Below are 16,762 nucleotides of genomic sequence, written 5' to 3'. Positions count from 1 at the left end.
GAAGCCTCCCATGATGTTGGGAGGCTTTTCTAATTATCATCACTCTTTATGAAACATCCCCATGACCTCGGCTGTTTCGGTTATATTGACAAAAGCATTCGGATCCACTTCTTTTATCATCGTTTTTACATCGGTCAACTGATAACGTGTAATGACTGTCATCATTACTTTACTCTTTTCTCCTGAATATGCACCTTCACCATCCATGACTGTAATTCCACGATATAGGTTGGTCAGGAGCTTCATTTTCAATTCGTCACTCTTTTTGGTAACGATCAGCAATGTTAATTTGATGTGATTGGAATGGATTGTATCGATCACCTTTCCTGCTGCATAAATGGAAATCAGCGTATACAATGCGGCATCCCATCCAAAGATGAAGCCTGAGATAACCACTACAACTCCATTCATCACTGAAAGCAATGTACCAAGTGGAAAATCGCTCTTCTTAGCCAATAGCATGGCAATGATATCAAAACCGCCCGAAGACCCCGAAGCACGAAAGATGATGCCTATACCGAATCCCGATATGATTCCACCAAATAAAGAAGACAAAATCGGTTCAGTGGATATTCCGTGAACTGGAATGAGGTATAAACTGACCGAAATCACGACAACTGATAGTATCGTATAAGTGATAAAGCGCCTCCCTAATTTCAGGTATCCAAGAATCAGCAATGGCAGGTTCAACAAAAAATTCAATATCCCTGTATTGATTGGGGTGATGATTCCGAACATAATCGCAAGTCCACTGAGTCCGCTGCTTAAAATTAAATGAGGTATCAAAAATAAGTTGTAGGCTACTGCAACAAGCACTGAGCCTATAATGATGAAAAGTACATTATACATATCCGATCTCCTTAAAACGAACTGGGAATTTAATTTATTATAGTAGAGAACCTAAGACTTTTAAAAATAATAGTTTTTTCTGAAAACAACTACAAACTTCCGCTTTCCTAAGAAAAAAAGCCAGCTGATTTTCAGCTGGCTTTCAATCACCCTTTGTATCTGCTTTTTCTACTGTTGAAATCCGCTCGAGCATGGTTGGATGGGAATATCGTAGCCATTTAACCAGGAATGGTGGGTTGACCTGACTCAAACCCGATCTCGTTAGTTCCTGGAACGTCGTGATTGCTGATTCTTTATCCCCGGTCATTTCAATGGCATAGCGGTCAGCCCTTGTTTCTTGATATCTGGAAACATAATTAGACAGCGGACTTGAAGCAAAGAGCAGCACTGACGTTATTAAGAGAAATAATGGAAGAGAAGAAATGCTGTCAACCGAACGAACCTTTAACAGATGGCCCCAGCGTCTAATGATAAAATTCATGATTTTCGATGTCAGCCACAAACCGATTAAAGTCAGTCCTAAATAACCTGCAATCCCTATATAAATGTGCTTTTCCACATAATGAGCCATTTCATGTGCCATGATAAAAAGGATTTCATCTTCCTTCAGTTTGTTCAGGGTCGTATCCCAAAGCACTATTCTTGAGTTGGAACCTATGCCGGTCACGTATGCATTCAAGGCATTTGTCTTTTCCGCCATATTTACTTCATACACGTGTTCAGCCGGAATTTCAGCCTGTGAGGCAAGTGTCAATATTTCCGTTTCCAGCTCTTTATTTTTGAGCGGATAGAATTCATTGTACAACGGATCAATCAGTACAGGCTGAACAAACATCAGAAACAAGGTAAATGGAATGGACAACATCCAAGCATAGAGCCACCACTTCTTCAGACTTTTCTTCATTAACCAATATAAAACGGAAACGATGATGAACATCATCCCAAAATTCACCCAGAATTCGATGACTCCATCCTTCATCCACGAGGTGAAACTTTGTGTACTTATATGGTAACTCTTGCTCATCCGATATCCAATGAAACTGATCGGAAACAGTGCCAGGTAAGAAATCACGGAAAGCCAGAATAAGTAAATGCCCGTTCTGACCACTTTCCGTCTCGAGACTGCCATTGACGACCTTTCAAATGCTTTCGAAAAACCAAATAATAAAATGAAGAAATAGAGCAGCCATTCATATGGCGTGGATACGAAAAAAATAAAATTCCGCAGTCCTGAATACTCCTCGCTAAGCTTTAGTTCCCTTGCATTCAGGAATGTTGCAGGATCTGCTGCAGTTCCACGCAAAGCTTCGGGAATGGAGGTATCAGCTCCATAAAAAATATACCAATACATCGCTGCTGCATAAAGGATATATAATAGAATCGCTCTTCCTGCCCATTTTCTAACCATGGTGCCCCTCCTTAAACGAATCTCCCTCTTATTAGTTTAATCCAAAATGGACAGGTTAGAACCCCATTTCCCTTCTATATTATTTATTTCTGTCAATCTCCAACACTTTTTGATTTTTAATTCTTTATGATCAACCATAAGATTTCACAGAATACACCTTCAGTCAAAATGTACTTCCGGGACGAGCAGGCGGAATGATGCATATGCAGAGACATAAAAAAATGAAGGCTGGGCCCGTATAAGGCACCGACGAATTTGTCTCTCTGCCGCCACCTAATTGCTTTGATCAAAATCATTTCATCAAAGTTTATGAGTAGTCATCCCTTCATCCTGCTATTTTGAAACCTATTCAAAAGTGCCATAAGCTCCGGTCGATTATTAACATTCAGTTTTTTGTAAATCCGGCTTATATAGTTTTTTACCGTACCGATGGATAGAAAAAGTTTTTTTGAAATTTGCTGATTCGTTTCGCCTTGGGTTAGCAGGATAATCAGTTCATACTCGCGTTTAGAAAAGGTCCCCAATTTTTCTATTGCCATATCCAAAGTTACTGGTGATCTTTCAACATCCTGCTGCAGCTTCTTCATTAAAATTGATTTAAATGAAGAAGGATAAACGATCTGGCCGTTGGCACATTGACGGATTGCCGACAGCACTTGTTTCATTCCGCCATCCTGTAACACATAACCTGCTGCACCATGGCATATCGCTTCGATTAGATAATGCTCTTCTGAATTGGCAGTATAGATGAGGAAAGGAGTGGATGGATGTTTTTCCTTTAGGATTGGCATGACTTCCTGTCCATACTTCCCTGATGACCGGACATCAATAAGAATGACATCCAGCATGACTGATGATGTATGATCAGAATCAAGAAGTTCCATTTCATTTCCGGTTATACCCATGACCCTAATGTCTTCTTCTTTTTCGATGATTCCCTCAAGTCCTGCCTGACCACCATATATCATTAGCTTAATCGGCTTCATAACTTCACCTGTTACTTTCATTATTTGTTATTAATCCGATAATTTTTTATAATTGCCCGCACGAATAGTTCTATTGGTCTATATTTTACATCATTAATTCACTTGATAACAAATTTAAACTGTAGAATGCTAAAAAAAGTGCACCTCCTGACAGTAAAAAGGCTATCAACCTGTTTACCTTCAGGATGATAGCCTTTTTCTTTGTTCCTCATCTATAAGCGTATCAAGTTTCATGATGCTCTCCTCTGCCCGTAGAAAATCAATTTTGCGATAATGGTGCTTTCCACCTTCTTCTTCATCTTTTTCGTCGGCCCATTTGACGACTTGCTGAAGCGGTGTACGGATAATGTCATTTGAAGGTAAGAACGAATCGGTGTGAAATAAAATGGCGAGGGAAATGGTCTTTGCCTTTATCGGGTTTTCTCCCAAGCGGATTAACAGTTTATGTGCTCTTTCTGCACCTTTGATGGGATGGATATCATTTTGCTTATAAAGATCATAATCCCATTTACCATTGCGATACCAGGTGAAATGACCCATATCATGCAAAAGTCCAGCTTTAGCGGCAATATCAGGGTCAATATTATATTCGTTTGCTAAGTGAAACGCATGGTATGCTACCGCGATTGCATGTGCCAGACCTGAACGGTTCAAGTATTTTTGAGCAATGGGATGTGTAAAAATATCCAAAAGCTTTACATCTCTCATCTAACTCCTCCTTACAATTATGTGGAAATTTTTAATGACAATCATAACTCTTTTTGAACCAAGAATCAAGATTTTAAGATTCTCCTATATATTTTATGCAGCCTGATACACTTTGGTTGTACATAAAAGGACCATTGCCGGTATTGGCAATGGCCCCCTTATGATCAATAAATTAGTTTTGTAGTACATGGGTTTTCAAGGAGCGGCGCAAAATTTTACCAGTAGCATTTTTTGGAAGTTCATCCAAAAAATCAATTTTTGCCGGTACCTTATATTTGGCCAAGTGTTCCATGCAAAAGGCAAGAAGTTCTTCCTCGGTCAATGCATTGTCTTTCTTTACCACAAAGCATTTAACCACTTCCCCCTGATTAGGATCCGGAACACCTATGGCTGCTGCTTCAACTACTTCAGGATGGGCATACAGAATCTCCTCCACTTCACGTGGATAGACATTATAGCCACCGACGATGATAAGCTCCTTTTTACGGTCTACAATGAAAAAATAGCCTTCATCATCCATCCTGGCTAAATCTCCTGTATATAACCAACCATTTTTCAAGACGGCGGCCGATTCTTCAGGCATTTTATAATAACCCTTCATTACATTTGGACCTCTGACGATCAATTCCCCTACCCCATTGTTAGGCACTTCTTCTCCAAGCTCATTGACCACTTTGTTTTCCACCCTAAGGATGGAGGTTCCGATGGACCCCGCCTTCCTTGGACGATCCAAAGGATTGAAGCAGGTAACAGGGGATGCTTCGGATAAGCCATAACCTTCTGAAAGCCTGACATTAAATTTCCGCTCGAATGAATCAAGCAGGGACACTGGCATGGCTGATCCGCCCGATATGCATATCCGTAACGACTTCAAGGCATCTTCTTTCGCATCTGGATATTGGAAAAGAAAGTTATACATCGTAGGCACACCAGCAAAAACGGTTGCATCGTATTTTTTGATTAGCCTGAATATTTCCTTCGGACTGAATTGTGGGACAATTAAAAGCGTACCTCCTCTTATCAGTGGGGCGTTCACAACTACCGTTAAACTGAACACATGGAACATTGGCAATGTCGTAATGACACGGTCACTTTCCGTGATTTTTAAATATTCACCAACATCATGTGCATTGGAAAATATATTGGTATGTGTAAGCATCGCCCCCTTTGGTTTCCCCGTTGTCCCGGAAGTATAGAGTATGATTGCCGTATCTTCAGGATCCAGTTCTGGACCTTTAAAACCATCATCCCCCGATTTGATCATTTTTGTAAACGATTTCATTTTTGAGCAGATGTTAAATTGGTTATTCTCCCCATTATCCGGCTGCGTTTCACAAATTACATATTGCTCTACGCATGAGAGGATCGGGTCCATTTTCTCTAGTAAGGGTAATAGCTTATCTAATGCCACAACAACCTTTACATCGCCATTATTCAGAATGTAACCAATCTCGTCAGGTTTGTAAATTGGATTGACGGGAATTACGGTCGCCCCTGCTCGCATAGCTCCATACAACGAAATGATGAAATGTGGAGAGTTTCCCAATAACAGGGCAACGTTATCACCTTTTGAAACACCAAGCCTATGTAATTCGTCTGCGAACTTCGTAACGGCTTTATCCAATTCCTCATATGAAGTGGATTGATCCATAAAGTAATATGCTGGCTTATCAGCCTTGTTTAAAGCCATTTGATGAAGCTGTTCAGATAAATTCATCTTTCTCCCTCCCCTGCAAATAGCATGAATGAATAATCATTCATTTTTTTAGTGAACTAAATACACTTTCATTATATTAAAAGAAAGTACTCACAGCAACAATTTTATCCATATTCAAGCAATTACTGTCATTATTAGACACAAAAGCCGTCCTATTAAGTCGGGACGGCTTTTTAGGCTTAATATATTAAAGCCAATATTTCTTCTTTTGTTACATTGCCAAAATAATGACGTACATCTACCTCATCTAGTACACCGCTGATTGCTTCTTTTTCATAGCGTGTTCCAGTAAGCTTTTGTTCAATATCCGCAACCTCTCCGACCCCGAAGAAATCACCGTAGATTTTACAATTTTCAATGATTCCCCTGTTCACTTCTAGGCGAATGTCAACAGATCCCACAGCGAATCTCTGTGAGTTTTGCAAGTTGAATTTAGGTGATTTCCCGTAATTCCACTCCCAGTTTTGATACCTTTCTTCCGAGATTTTGTGAATTTTCGCCCAATCCGTCTCCGTTAAAACATACTCTGTAACCTTTCCGCTATCTTTGAAAATATTTTGCAGAAGGAATGAACGGAATTCTTCAACAGACATCGGTTCATTTAAGAAATCAGCGATATTACCCACACGGCTTCTTATCGATTTAATCCCTTTTGACTCGATTTTATCTTTTTTCACTTTTAAAGCGGATACAATGTGATCCACTTCTGATTGAAACAGCAATGTTCCATGACTGAACATTCTGCCCTTTGTTGAAAACATCGCGTTTCCCGAGATTTTCTTTCCTTCAGCCAAAATATCGTTACGACCGCTCAATTCAGCATGTATTCCAAGTTTCTCAAGCGTTTCCACGACAGGATTAGTGAATTTTTTAAAATTGTGGAAACTATCTCCATCATCCCCCGTGATGAAACTGAAATTGAGATTCCCTAGGTCATGATAAACCGCTCCCCCCCCGGAAAGGCGGCGAACGACTGTAATGCCATTTCCATCTACATAATCGGCATTGATTTCTTCAATCGTATTTTGATTTCTACCTATGATGATTGAAGGACGATTAATGTAAAAAAGAAGATAGGTCTCATCTATATTTAAATGTTTAAGCGCATATTCTTCGATGGCCAGGTTAATTCTTGGATCTGTAATTCCCTTATTATCAATAAAAAGCACAGTTGTTCCTTCCTCCTTGTAGACTTCATATCACAGATGTATCATTTATAGTTGGAATTCGAGATTGGTTTTGGCAACTGCTATTTCCCTTTTGAATACCTCGGATGCTTCTTTTTTCAGTTGATCTAGATTCCCATAATGAGGGAGATGAGTTAACAGCAAAAGCTGGACATCAGCCTTTTCTGCTAACATGCCCGCTTCTCTTGCCGTCATATGCCCCGCCTTTGAACCATCCATATCACTGTAAAAGTTACTTTCACATAATAAAACATTAGCGTCTTTAGCGAAATCTGCAAGCTCATCCATATATGAACTGTCACCTGTGTAAACTATCGAATGGTTTTCAGCTTCAATCCTCATTGCAAAACAAGGTACTGGATGTTTTGTTTTCATGAACGTAAATTTACACGGTCCAATGGTTATGGGGTGATCAGCAGAGTAGGCTATCCCCTTTGTCACGTCTTTATAAGTTAACTTACCAAATTCGCCTTCGTCTAAATCATGACCATAAATAGGAATATTCCTTTTTTCGCTGCCTAATATCTGCTGGATAAACGCAGCGTGCTGCAGGACACCAATATCCGCTACATGATCCGGATGATAGTGGGATAATACAACTGCACCAAGGTCCTCCGGCTTCATGTGGTTTTGTAGCTGTGATAGAACACCGCTGCCACAATCAAGCAGAATCCGAAAATCTTCATATTCAAGCAAATAGCCGGAACTTGCCTCATTTTTAGCTGGATAACCGCCCCAGCAGCCAATTACGGTGATTTTCATGCTTAGGCACTCCTTTTTTTCTCTCAATGACTTCCCCATTAATATAAACTATTCTTCCCCTTATTTCACCTTTTTTACTTATGTTATAAAACATTCATTGACTTTACAGTTCTGTTATAATACAATAAATCTATAGAAAAGCGAATAATAAAAAAATTCAGGAGATGATGTTCATGATTCAAAGTAGCGTTGAGTTCTTTAAAAACCTGCCTCCGAAACAATGCACTGAATGCGGAAAAAAAATTGAAGAACAGCACGAATGTTATGGAAACCAATGTGATCATTGCCTTTCTGGAGAGTAGTAGTCTTGTGTTTCACCATCCGCTTCCCAAATAGCAGGATGCTTTCATATAAGGTTCGATTTCGCAACTGAAAAACATCCCCAATACAAAGAAGAGATACCGACAATCGGTATCTCTTCTTTGTATTGGGGGTTTCACTGCCTTAAAGCAAAAAAAGTTGAATTATCACGTCACGGATAATCCTTTGAACAGGTATATTTTAAATAGTTCAGCAATTTCCTCTTTCTCTAATGGGGCATGGTTCCTTTCCCAATCAAAAATCAGGGCAAGGTACATCTTTAGCATCAGGAAAGCTGTTATCTCTGGATCGCAAGGCTGTATATAGCCCTTATCAATCGCTATTTTTAGTTTTTCCTTAATGTAGGATACAATGGCTTCTTCCATTTCATTAACCATTTCCTGAACGGCTGGCGTACCAATTTCCCGCTCTTCTTGAAGAAGTTTTAAAGATAATTGATGTTCCTGCCTGAACTCCAGAATTCGATAAACGGCCCGATGCAGATTTTCAAAAAAGGAGAGTTGGTCATCCAAAGATTGTTCCGCCTCATACTTCATTTCCTCTATCATCCGCTGAACGATTTCTTTAAACAGCTCTTCCTTATTTTTATAAAAGGTATAAATGGTCCCTTTTCCCACATTGGCAATTTTAGCGACTTGATCCATCGTCGTTGCCTTATATCCAAAAAGGGAAAACGACTTGGTCGCGGCTTCTAAGATTAATTTTTTACGATCAACAGACATTTCACACCTCAATCCTGACCAAACGGACAAAACAGTCATTATGTTCAACGATATCATAACAAAAATATTCAGACTTTTCAATTGAATTTTCAATTTTTTTAGAGAAACAATGGCCATCCTCCTTATTGGACAGCCACTTTTTCAAAATATCAACTTCATATGAAAATATGTAGAGCACATGGCAGCATGATTACACTACTTACCTCTATTGAATGATCACTTTTCCTGTAATTTATTTAAAATGATTGTGGCCAAAGCATCGATGAATTCAGGTTTAACATTAGGCATATCCGGTCTATAGTAGGCTGCACCAATATCTTCCGTCACAACCTTACATTCATAGTCGTTATCATAAAGGACTTCAAGGTGCTCCGCAACAAAGCCCACGGGAATATAAATGAAAGCTTTATAACCTTTTGCTTGATGAAGATCTCTGGTTAAATCCTGTACATCAGGTCCCAACCATGGTTCAGGTGTTTGTCCAGCGCTTTGCCAGCCCACTGCATAATTTGTAACCCCTGCACCTTTAGCAATCATGTCTGCGGTTTCTTCAAGTTGATTTGGATACGGATCTCCTGATTGCAAGATTTTTTCAGGGAGGCTATGTGCCGACACAATCAAAGCGAAATTATCGTGTTCTTCCGAGGTCATTTTCCCGATTACTTCTTTTACTTGGTCTACCCAATATTGAATGAATTTTGGCTCATCATACCAACTTTCAACGGAAGTGATGGTCAGGTCCCCCAATTTTGCGGCTTCATCCTCGGCACGCCCATTGTAAGACTTCACGCTGAATGTTGAAAAATGCGGTGCCAATACTATACTGACCGCTTCTTTGATTCCATCATCATGCATTTGTTTCACTGCGTCTTCTACAAAAGGTTCAATATGTTTCAGTCCAAGATATGCCTTGAATTCAACTTCCTCCTGAACGGAATTCAATCTCTTTTCAAGTGCTTCAGCTTGTCCTGCTGTTATTTTTGCAAGCGGGGATAATCCACCGATCGCTTCATATCTGCCTTTTAGGTCGGCAATCAATTCGGTGCTTGGCCGTCTACCATGACGAATATGTGTATAATATCTTTCAATATCCCCTTCAGTGTACGGAGTACCATAAGCCATGACTAAAAGGCCCATTTTTTTTCTTGACATGAAGTTACACCTCTTTTAAAGATTTCGTTCTTTTATTGTGCATCCAATTAAGTATTTTTAGCAAATGGTTCGCTCACCTTACTTCATTTTTGATGAATATTCATGAATGAAAGCGGTCAACCTCTTCAGTGTTTCCGGATTTACGGAAGGGAAAACCCCATGCCCAAGATTAAAGATGTAGCCATCTTGTTCCATGCCCTGATCCAGGATCCTTTTCGTCCGTTCTTCTATAACATCCCATGATGATAATAGCAGGGCAGGATCAAGATTACCCTGTACCGTTTTCTGTATTCCCATTTGTCTTGCTTCTGTAATTGGTAGTCTCCAATCAAGCCCGACAACATCAATCGGAAGATCATTCCACTCAAGTGCCAAGTGACTTGCGCCGACCCCGAACATGATTAGCGGTACATTTTCTTCACGCAATGAAGAAAAGATACGAGTCATGATTGGCTTGATGAATATGCGGTAATCTTCAACATTCAAAGCACCCACCCATGAATCAAAGATTTGGATTGCTTTAACCCCGGCTTTAATTTGTGACTTGACATAGATGATGATCATATCCGCTAACTTATCCATTAATGCAAACCAGGCCTTTGGCTCGGAATACATGAAAGCTTTCGTCTTATTATAGTTTTTGGAAGGGCCGCCTTCAATCATGTATGAAGCAATGGTGAACGGTGCCCCGGAGAAACCGATCAAAGGAACGGACAATTGCTCCGCAGTCAATAATTTGATCGTGTCCAACACATATGGGATGTCCTTCTCTGGGTTCAATTCACCTAATTTTTCAACATCTGTCACTGATTGGATCGGATTGGCTATGACTGGACCGATTCCGGACTTAATCTCAACATCGACACCAATGGCTGGTAGCGGTGTCATTATATCTTTATATAAAATCGCAGCGTCTACATCATATTGCTCAACTGGCAATCTAGTCACATAAGCGCATAGTTCCGGCTGATGAGTAATTTCAAAAAGGGAGTACTTCTCTTTCAATTTACGGTATTCCGGCTGTGAACGGCCAGCCTGTCGCATATACCAAACAGGCACATGATCCGTTTTCTCTCCTCTCGCAGCTTTTAAAAATGTATCATTCGTAATTTCCTTAGACATTAATATCCACCTTTCAAGCAATCACGTTTCTATTTTTATTCATTACCTACATAGAATATCAGAAGGATGTTGAATTTCAAATCGTATCTCCTTAAACTATAGCTTTTTCTATAATAGAAGTATAGCCAACCTATATATTTGTCAGAAAATCGACGTTTTTATATGTATCTTACCTGTATCCAAGCCTAAAGGTTCGTATACAAATGGTAAAAGCACTACTCATTGGGTAAAATGGGTATACAGGTACTATATAGATATTGGAGGGAAATTTATGAATGTATTCATCACATCAGGCAGTTTCGATTTTTTAAAAATCAAAAAAGATAAGCATCCGAATGAAAAAATATTACTTATGCAAAATCCTGGAACTGCAGTACTTTTACATGAAACAGCTGGTAAAACGATCTTCAGCTCTCCACGTAAGTATGAAGTAGTTGATGGGAAAGGAAACCTTCAGGATCACGGGTATGTAGTCATGAACAATATACCTGTCAGTGAAGAAGGCCGGCCGGTATTTGAATATCGTTTTAAAAACAGGGCCGGATTCATCGAAAATGAACCAGGTTTCGTCGCACTTCGTGTACTGCGGCCAATCAACTCTGATACTTATGTAATCTTAACGATTTGGGAGAAACAAACCGATTTCTTGAACTGGAAGAAATCCAGTTCCTTTCAGAAGGCGCATAACATCGACTCCAAAGCTCCCGTTACGAATTCCACCCAGAAGATGTTTTCAGGTGAAGCCTATGTAACGCAGTATACTTTGGTGAAGGATTCAGAAGAGTAATGCTAAAATAAGAGGCCCATCCCTCGTAGGTGGGCCTCTTTGAATTCATAGTAATACAGACCTTTATTTTGGGCGGCCCAAAAATCATAACAATCCGACAAATTCCTTCTTTATTTCCGGGGAAATGCAACCGATATTTACATATATTTCATCTAATAATCCGTTTTTCAAAGTACTCTTCGCCCCAGGACTTATACAAATTAAACAAGGTTAAACTATATGCAGCTCCTAGTGAAAAACCTGCCAAGATATCAGTTGGGAAATGAACTTTCATAATAATCCTGCTGACTCCAATGAGCAGAACCATACAAACGAAGCCGATTCCCACTGCCCATTTCAATGAGTCTCCTTTAACATCTTTAATAATTAAATAAGCAACCATACTGAAGAATATAAAGCCTACCATTGCGTGGCCGCTTGGAAAACTGAAGCCGGCAATCTCCACCAAATGATTTTCTGGGCGCTCTCTTTGAATATGATTTTTTATCCACCCGTTTAATACATCGCCCCCAGCGATTCCGATAGAGAATACGGCCATAGTCCAATAATCCTTCTTTATTATCCACAAATATAGAACACATAGTAAGCTTCCAAAACCGATGAACTTGGATTTCCCAAGATAGGTAATGGACTTGAAGAAAGTGAACGAAAAAGTATTTTCACTTACGGAAAACAGGTCCGAAATATATGTATCGAACGCTAACGTATTCTCACTCTGGATTTCATGCACCAAAAAAAAGAATGGCAACAAGCAAAGCAAAACCATAGCAATCCAGGAATATTTAATCATTATATATCGCTCCTCGAGGTATTTAATTCTCTTTGGATTATTCAGAATATGATATACTATTTACAATTAAACTAATCATTGGGAGGTGCCAAATGATACAGCGACTACACGATCTTCTAGATAGTTCATATGAAGAAATGGTTTCCATCAGGCGTTATCTTCATCAACATCCCGAGCTTTCTTTTCAAGAAACCCAAACGGCGGCCTTCATCGCTGGATATTATGAAAAACTTGGAATCGAACACCGGACAAATGTAGGCGGAAATGGTGTTATTGCCAAGGTTACAGGCAATAAGCCTGGTAAAACAGTAGCATTGCGCGCTGATTTCGACGCCTTACCCATTCAAGATGAAAAAGAAGTTCCCTATAAATCTTCCGTACCCGGGGTCATGCATGCGTGTGGACACGATGGCCATACAGCGACACTCCTTGTCCTTGCAAAAAATCTGAATGAGCTGAAGGATGAGCTAGAAGGTGAATATATATTTATCCATCAGCATGCTGAAGAATATGCTCCTGGTGGCGCAAAACCAATGATTGATGCTGGCTGCCTTGATGGGGTGGATGTAATTTTCGGCACCCATTTATGGGCTACGGTCCCCACAGGAACAGTCCAATACGCTTTTGGGCCCCTCATGGCAGCTTCTGACCGTTTTGAAATCATCATTCAAGGGCAGGGCGGACATGGAGCCCAGCCGCATAAAACCCGTGATGCAATCATAGTCGGCTCTCAGCTAGTCATGGCCCTACAGCAAATAGTAAGCCGGCGCCTGAACCCAATAGATTCTGCAGTCATTACTGTCGGTTCCTTTGTAGCGGATAATGCCTTTAACATCATAGCAGATAAGGCTAAAATAATCGGGACCGTCCGCACTTTCAAGGAAGATGTCCGTTCATTCATTAACGAAGAAATGGAGCGGATTGTTAAAGGGACCTGCCTTGCTGCGGACTGTACATTTGAATATCACTACTTTCAAGGTTATCCAGCTGTTATTCCACATGTTGAGGAAACTAAATTCCTCATCGAAAGCACTGAATCCGTCAAGGAAGTTTTGATTACAGAGGAAATTGAGCCGGATATGACAGGTGAAGATTTTTCTTATTATTTACAAAATGTAAAAGGTACATTCTTCTTTACAGGGGCCAGGCCTGAAAATGAACATACATATCCGCATCATCATCCTATGTTTGACATTGATGAAAAAGCGATGCTCATTGCAGCCAAAATATTAGGCACTGCAGCGGTAACCTACCACAATAAGAAACAATCATCCCAAAAGGTGAATGAATCTTTATTGCTGTAATGGTAAAGGGACGGGTTATCCCCGTCCCTTTACACTTTAAGAAGTCTGATTCGGTAACAATTCACGGCCGTCTCCCCAAGATGTTCCAACAAATGATGATTGGCATATGCACCCACAGCTGCCCCAAAACCTGGAACGAGCTGGAACATTTTGATGACATCGATGTGATCGCGATATTCCTGCTGAAAATCTTGCCAGTCTATTTCCGGCCAATTCCCTGAATCCCATTCTTCTATCACCCGTAATGTTTCCAATTTTTTTTCCTCGCTTGAAAATGCCATCTGGAAGATATGGAGAATGAACAGGCGTTCCTCATATTTATTTGGATCGAAACCGTATATACGGGATATCTCGAATAATAACTTCATCTTGATGCTAAGCAGTAATGGGAAATCAGCCAATCCAATTAAAAGCCCTGCCGCTCCGGTTCCCACACCTTCTATAACGGCCGTTTTACGATATGCCGTTACAGTTTCCTCAACCCATTCTTCTTTTTGCTGCAGGGATAGAAGCACTACATTTTTTTCTTTAGACATATATTTTGAACCTGATAATACGGCCTCTATCATCCCTTTAATACCATCCGTAATCATTTTGTGCACTCGGTCCGGAATATAACTATTCAATTTGATTTGCGCCTTTTTGGACATCCGCTCAAGCCTGCCGGATTTCTTGGCCACTTTCTTTTTCCATGATACTAGTTCCGATAATGCTTTTTGTCCATATTCATCCATCATTTAACACCTCCGTTTAATATGTATATACCCCCTATGAAGCTTTTATTTTCAATCTTCATTGCTTATAAGAAAAAGCCGATTTTATGAAAAATCAGCTTCTGATTAAAAGTTTTTAATTTTCTTTGCTGCATAAATTTTAAAACCGAATAAGAAAACAAGCCCCATTGCCAAGGCGGCTAAAGCGGACATCCATTCCCCTTTCACTAGCAGGACCATACTGAAGACCAGGTCCTCAAATAATAAGAAATAGGAAATTAGCTTTATGACTGCAGATTCTCTCATTTTTGCCGGCAAAGGATACAATGAGACCCATACTTTCCATTCATGAGCCTTCCAGACCGGGAGCAATTGCAGGGCTGTCATGAATAGGAACATGAACGTAACAATCATATGTGCCCATATGTTAGTGAATACACTTAAAATCACGGATCCAATGATAGTCAAGCGAAAACAAAGTCCCACATAATCATTGGATCGCAAAAGAGTACGGGCGTAAAGATAGGTATAAGTTGATTTTTCACCATACGGAATGAAAGATAATAGCCAGTCCATCCATTTCCTCCTCGCTACCTTCCCTTTCAAATGAGGAACATCAGTAAACATGTTCGCTATTCGATAAAAGGAATTCATCCGTTTATTTTCCACTTCCACCAGCCGTTCCCACTTCAACACAAAACCTTTAGTTGCAATTCGGTAATACATGTAAAGTGCTAACAATAATAAAAATGTTAAAAGTGAAAACAGTACGTTTGCCCATGAACAGATGAAATAAAGAATCACTCCATTAAGTGAAAAGCGGATGAGAGAGTCCCAAAGGCCCACTGATGTATCCTGATATTTCAACACCTGCCAGCGCATGGTTAAATTCAAAAACTTCAAAATAAGCAAAACGACCAAGATGATTCCAAGGTCTGTACCTCCTGCACCCGTAACCTTCGAATACATCGGTATAGATGCAATTAGGACAATCAGAAGAATAAACCCCTGCATGACCCAACTTAATACCAGTGAATTCTTGAAATAGCTTCTCAACTTCGTTTCAAGCGGAAGCAGGAATACCGTATCAGGTTCTTTCAAAAAAGTATTTATCGGGCTTCTGGTTACAATGATCGATAAGATAAAGGCCATGATCCATTCAGCAGGGAAATCACTGTCTAATGTCTTCACCCAATCACTGTAATAATAAGCCAAACCACCAAGAACCAATACCATGACAAAAACAAGATGTCCATTAAAAATATAGCGAAGATATTTTTGCGTTTCATTTATATAGCCTAAATATCTTTCCTTCCAGAGATTTTGACTATTCATGACCGATTTCTTCTTTCGTCAATTGAATATATAAATCGTCAAGTGTTGCCCCTGGCATGGAAAATTGCTCACGAAGCTGCTCAAGATTGCCTTTTGCCCGGATCTCTCCATTATGCAGTATGATGAAAGAATCACAATACCTCTCGGCGGTCGCCAGTATGTGTGTAGACATTAATATTCCCGCACCGCTCTCTTTCATTTTCCTCATCAAATCAAGCAGGGATTGAATGCCTAATGGATCAAGACCCACGAAGGGTTCGTCGACGATATATAAAGACGGCTGTACTAAAAAGGCGCACATAATCATGACCTTTTGCTTCATTCCCTTTGAAAAATGGGCAGGAAACCATTTAAGTCTTTTTTCCATATGGAATTCCTTTAAAAGAACGTCCATCCTTTCTTTAAATGTGGCTTCTGCCAAACCATGTGCCATTGCCGTAAGTTTTAAATGCTCCTCAAGTGTAAGCTCATCATACAAGATTGGCGTTTCTGGAACATAAGTGAATTGTTTACGATATGTATCCGGGTCCTGCGCAAGTGTTTTACCATGAATCGAAACACTTCCGCCTTTGGGCTCCATGAGTCCGATGATATGTTTAATCGTCGTGCTTTTCCCAGCCCCGTTGAGCCCAATTAGCCCTACTAGCTCATTCGGTTGAATGTCAAAACTTATTCCCTTTAAAACGGGCGTTTTCGTGTATCCGCCCACTAATTGCTTAATTTCCAATAAGGACATATAAACGATCCTTTCTATATAGAGGTTCTTATTTCCATTTTATCAAATTCTCCTGCTTTTATATAGTCGAGTGTTCCCGGAACAAAATTTCCATAAATAACTAATTATATTTTCCGGGCCTGGTGGTCATCATAAATAAGGAAGAAGGGGTTAGTCATTACGT

At 39.9% G+C, this 16,762-nt stretch carries 17 protein-coding genes; 3 read left to right on the top strand and 14 right to left on the bottom strand.

Annotated features, from left to right (window positions below):
* Positions 1-39: 39 nt before the first annotated feature.
* The 7 genes from IOC57_RS20795 to IOC57_RS20765 form a co-directional block, all read right to left on the bottom strand.
* Positions 40-849: a YitT family protein gene (locus tag IOC57_RS20795; protein ID WP_207440484.1), complete on the bottom strand. Its 810-nt coding sequence runs from the start codon at positions 847-849 to the stop codon at positions 40-42.
* A gap of 142 nt (positions 850-991) precedes the next feature.
* On the bottom strand, positions 992-2,257 hold the full coding sequence (locus IOC57_RS20790; protein WP_207440483.1) for a M48 family metallopeptidase: 1,266 nt from the start codon (positions 2,255-2,257) through the stop codon (positions 992-994).
* Between the two features lie 317 nt (positions 2,258-2,574).
* On the bottom strand, positions 2,575-3,243 hold the full coding sequence (locus tag IOC57_RS20785) for a LuxR C-terminal-related transcriptional regulator (RefSeq protein ID WP_207440482.1): 669 nt from the start codon (positions 3,241-3,243) through the stop codon (positions 2,575-2,577).
* Between the two features lie 180 nt (positions 3,244-3,423).
* Positions 3,424-3,951, bottom strand: coding sequence for an HD domain-containing protein (locus tag IOC57_RS20780; protein WP_207440481.1), 528 nt, complete (start codon positions 3,949-3,951; stop codon positions 3,424-3,426).
* Positions 3,952-4,123: 172 nt separating this feature from the next.
* Complete coding sequence (locus IOC57_RS20775; RefSeq protein ID WP_207440480.1) at positions 4,124-5,668, bottom strand: fatty acid--CoA ligase family protein; 1,545 nt, start codon at positions 5,666-5,668, stop codon at positions 4,124-4,126.
* A gap of 179 nt (positions 5,669-5,847) precedes the next feature.
* Positions 5,848-6,837 (bottom strand): lipoate--protein ligase, encoded by a 990-nt coding sequence (gene lplA / locus IOC57_RS20770; protein ID WP_207440479.1) that lies wholly within the window; start codon positions 6,835-6,837, stop codon positions 5,848-5,850.
* 45 nt (positions 6,838-6,882) lie between these two features.
* On the bottom strand, positions 6,883-7,617 hold the full coding sequence (locus tag IOC57_RS20765; RefSeq protein WP_207440478.1) for an MBL fold metallo-hydrolase: 735 nt from the start codon (positions 7,615-7,617) through the stop codon (positions 6,883-6,885).
* A 173-nt stretch (positions 7,618-7,790) separates the two neighbouring features.
* Here IOC57_RS20765 and yhfH point away from each other — a divergent pair, with 173 nt between their 5' ends.
* Positions 7,791-7,919 carry a protein YhfH gene (yhfH, locus tag IOC57_RS20760; RefSeq protein WP_207440477.1) on the top strand — a complete coding sequence of 43 codons (129 nt, stop codon included), beginning with the start codon at positions 7,791-7,793 and terminating at the stop codon, positions 7,917-7,919.
* Between the two features lie 165 nt (positions 7,920-8,084).
* Here yhfH and IOC57_RS20755 read toward each other — a convergent pair whose 3' ends face one another.
* From IOC57_RS20755 to hemE, 3 genes are all read right to left on the bottom strand, one after another.
* Positions 8,085-8,660, bottom strand: a complete 576-nt coding sequence (locus IOC57_RS20755; RefSeq protein WP_048678001.1) for a TetR/AcrR family transcriptional regulator — start codon at positions 8,658-8,660, stop codon at positions 8,085-8,087.
* A 216-nt stretch (positions 8,661-8,876) separates the two neighbouring features.
* On the bottom strand, positions 8,877-9,812 hold the full coding sequence (gene hemH / locus IOC57_RS20750) for a ferrochelatase (RefSeq protein WP_207440476.1): 936 nt from the start codon (positions 9,810-9,812) through the stop codon (positions 8,877-8,879).
* A 78-nt stretch (positions 9,813-9,890) separates the two neighbouring features.
* Positions 9,891-10,934, bottom strand: a complete 1,044-nt coding sequence (gene hemE, locus IOC57_RS20745) for a uroporphyrinogen decarboxylase (RefSeq protein ID WP_207440475.1) — start codon at positions 10,932-10,934, stop codon at positions 9,891-9,893.
* A gap of 271 nt (positions 10,935-11,205) precedes the next feature.
* Here hemE and IOC57_RS20740 point away from each other — a divergent pair, with 271 nt between their 5' ends.
* The gene (locus tag IOC57_RS20740) at positions 11,206-11,721 is read left to right on the top strand and encodes an antibiotic biosynthesis monooxygenase family protein (RefSeq protein WP_207440474.1); all 516 of its coding nucleotides are present in this window, start codon (positions 11,206-11,208) and stop codon (positions 11,719-11,721) included.
* A 148-nt stretch (positions 11,722-11,869) separates the two neighbouring features.
* On the opposite strand, the gene IOC57_RS20735 is transcribed toward IOC57_RS20740, so the two are convergent.
* Positions 11,870-12,511, bottom strand: a complete 642-nt coding sequence (locus IOC57_RS20735) for a phosphatase PAP2 family protein (RefSeq protein WP_207440473.1) — start codon at positions 12,509-12,511, stop codon at positions 11,870-11,872.
* A gap of 92 nt (positions 12,512-12,603) precedes the next feature.
* On the opposite strand from IOC57_RS20735, the gene IOC57_RS20730 reads away from it, so the two are divergent.
* Positions 12,604-13,815, top strand: coding sequence for a M20 family metallopeptidase (locus IOC57_RS20730; RefSeq protein ID WP_207440472.1), 1,212 nt, complete (start codon positions 12,604-12,606; stop codon positions 13,813-13,815).
* Between the two features lie 29 nt (positions 13,816-13,844).
* Here IOC57_RS20730 and IOC57_RS20725 read toward each other — a convergent pair whose 3' ends face one another.
* The 3 genes from IOC57_RS20725 to IOC57_RS20715 all read right to left on the bottom strand — a co-directional run bounded on the left by IOC57_RS20725 (position 13,845) and on the right by IOC57_RS20715 (position 16,599).
* The gene (locus tag IOC57_RS20725) at positions 13,845-14,552 is read right to left on the bottom strand and encodes an EcsC family protein (RefSeq protein WP_309487742.1); all 708 of its coding nucleotides are present in this window, start codon (positions 14,550-14,552) and stop codon (positions 13,845-13,847) included.
* 102 nt (positions 14,553-14,654) lie between these two features.
* Positions 14,655-15,863, bottom strand: a complete 1,209-nt coding sequence (locus IOC57_RS20720; protein ID WP_207440471.1) for an ABC transporter permease — start codon at positions 15,861-15,863, stop codon at positions 14,655-14,657.
* Positions 15,856-16,599, bottom strand: a complete 744-nt coding sequence (locus IOC57_RS20715; RefSeq protein WP_048677969.1) for an ABC transporter ATP-binding protein — start codon at positions 16,597-16,599, stop codon at positions 15,856-15,858. The genes IOC57_RS20720 and IOC57_RS20715 overlap by 8 nt, the downstream gene beginning before the upstream one ends.
* Positions 16,600-16,762: the final 163 nt, after the last annotated feature.

The organism is Bacillus sp. SD075 (assembly GCF_017355165.1).
Taxonomy (GTDB): Bacteria; Bacillota; Bacilli; order Bacillales; family DSM-1321; genus Peribacillus.
Note: the sequence above shows the minus strand (reverse complement) of the source record. Positions and strands in the feature narration are given on the sequence as shown.

Bases quoted from the DNA above. Each gene is read 5' to 3' on its own strand.
- IOC57_RS20795 (WP_207440484.1), bottom strand. From the start codon at position 849: ATGTATAATGTACTTTTCATCATTATAGGCTCAGTGCTTGTTGCAGTA.
- IOC57_RS20790 (WP_207440483.1), bottom strand. From the start codon at position 2,257: ATGGTTAGAAAATGGGCAGGAAGAGCGATTCTATTATATATCCTTTAT.
- IOC57_RS20785 (WP_207440482.1), bottom strand. From the start codon at position 3,243: ATGAAGCCGATTAAGCTAATGATATATGGTGGTCAGGCAGGACTTGAG.
- IOC57_RS20780 (WP_207440481.1), bottom strand. From the start codon at position 3,951: ATGAGAGATGTAAAGCTTTTGGATATTTTTACACATCCCATTGCTCAA.
- IOC57_RS20775 (WP_207440480.1), bottom strand. From the start codon at position 5,668: ATGAATTTATCTGAACAGCTTCATCAAATGGCTTTAAACAAGGCTGAT.
- IOC57_RS20765 (WP_207440478.1), bottom strand. From the start codon at position 7,617: ATGAAAATCACCGTAATTGGCTGCTGGGGCGGTTATCCAGCTAAAAAT.
- yhfH (WP_207440477.1), top strand. From the start codon at position 7,791: ATGATTCAAAGTAGCGTTGAGTTCTTTAAAAACCTGCCTCCGAAACAA.
- IOC57_RS20755 (WP_048678001.1), bottom strand. From the start codon at position 8,660: ATGTCTGTTGATCGTAAAAAATTAATCTTAGAAGCCGCGACCAAGTCG.
- hemH (WP_207440476.1), bottom strand. From the start codon at position 9,812: ATGTCAAGAAAAAAAATGGGCCTTTTAGTCATGGCTTATGGTACTCCG.
- hemE (WP_207440475.1), bottom strand. From the start codon at position 10,934: ATGTCTAAGGAAATTACGAATGATACATTTTTAAAAGCTGCGAGAGGA.
- IOC57_RS20740 (WP_207440474.1), top strand. From the start codon at position 11,206: ATGAATGTATTCATCACATCAGGCAGTTTCGATTTTTTAAAAATCAAA.
- IOC57_RS20735 (WP_207440473.1), bottom strand. From the start codon at position 12,511: ATGATTAAATATTCCTGGATTGCTATGGTTTTGCTTTGCTTGTTGCCA.
- IOC57_RS20730 (WP_207440472.1), top strand. From the start codon at position 12,604: ATGATACAGCGACTACACGATCTTCTAGATAGTTCATATGAAGAAATG.
- IOC57_RS20725 (WP_309487742.1), bottom strand. From the start codon at position 14,552: ATGATGGATGAATATGGACAAAAAGCATTATCGGAACTAGTATCATGG.
- IOC57_RS20720 (WP_207440471.1), bottom strand. From the start codon at position 15,863: ATGAATAGTCAAAATCTCTGGAAGGAAAGATATTTAGGCTATATAAAT.
- IOC57_RS20715 (WP_048677969.1), bottom strand. From the start codon at position 16,599: ATGTCCTTATTGGAAATTAAGCAATTAGTGGGCGGATACACGAAAACG.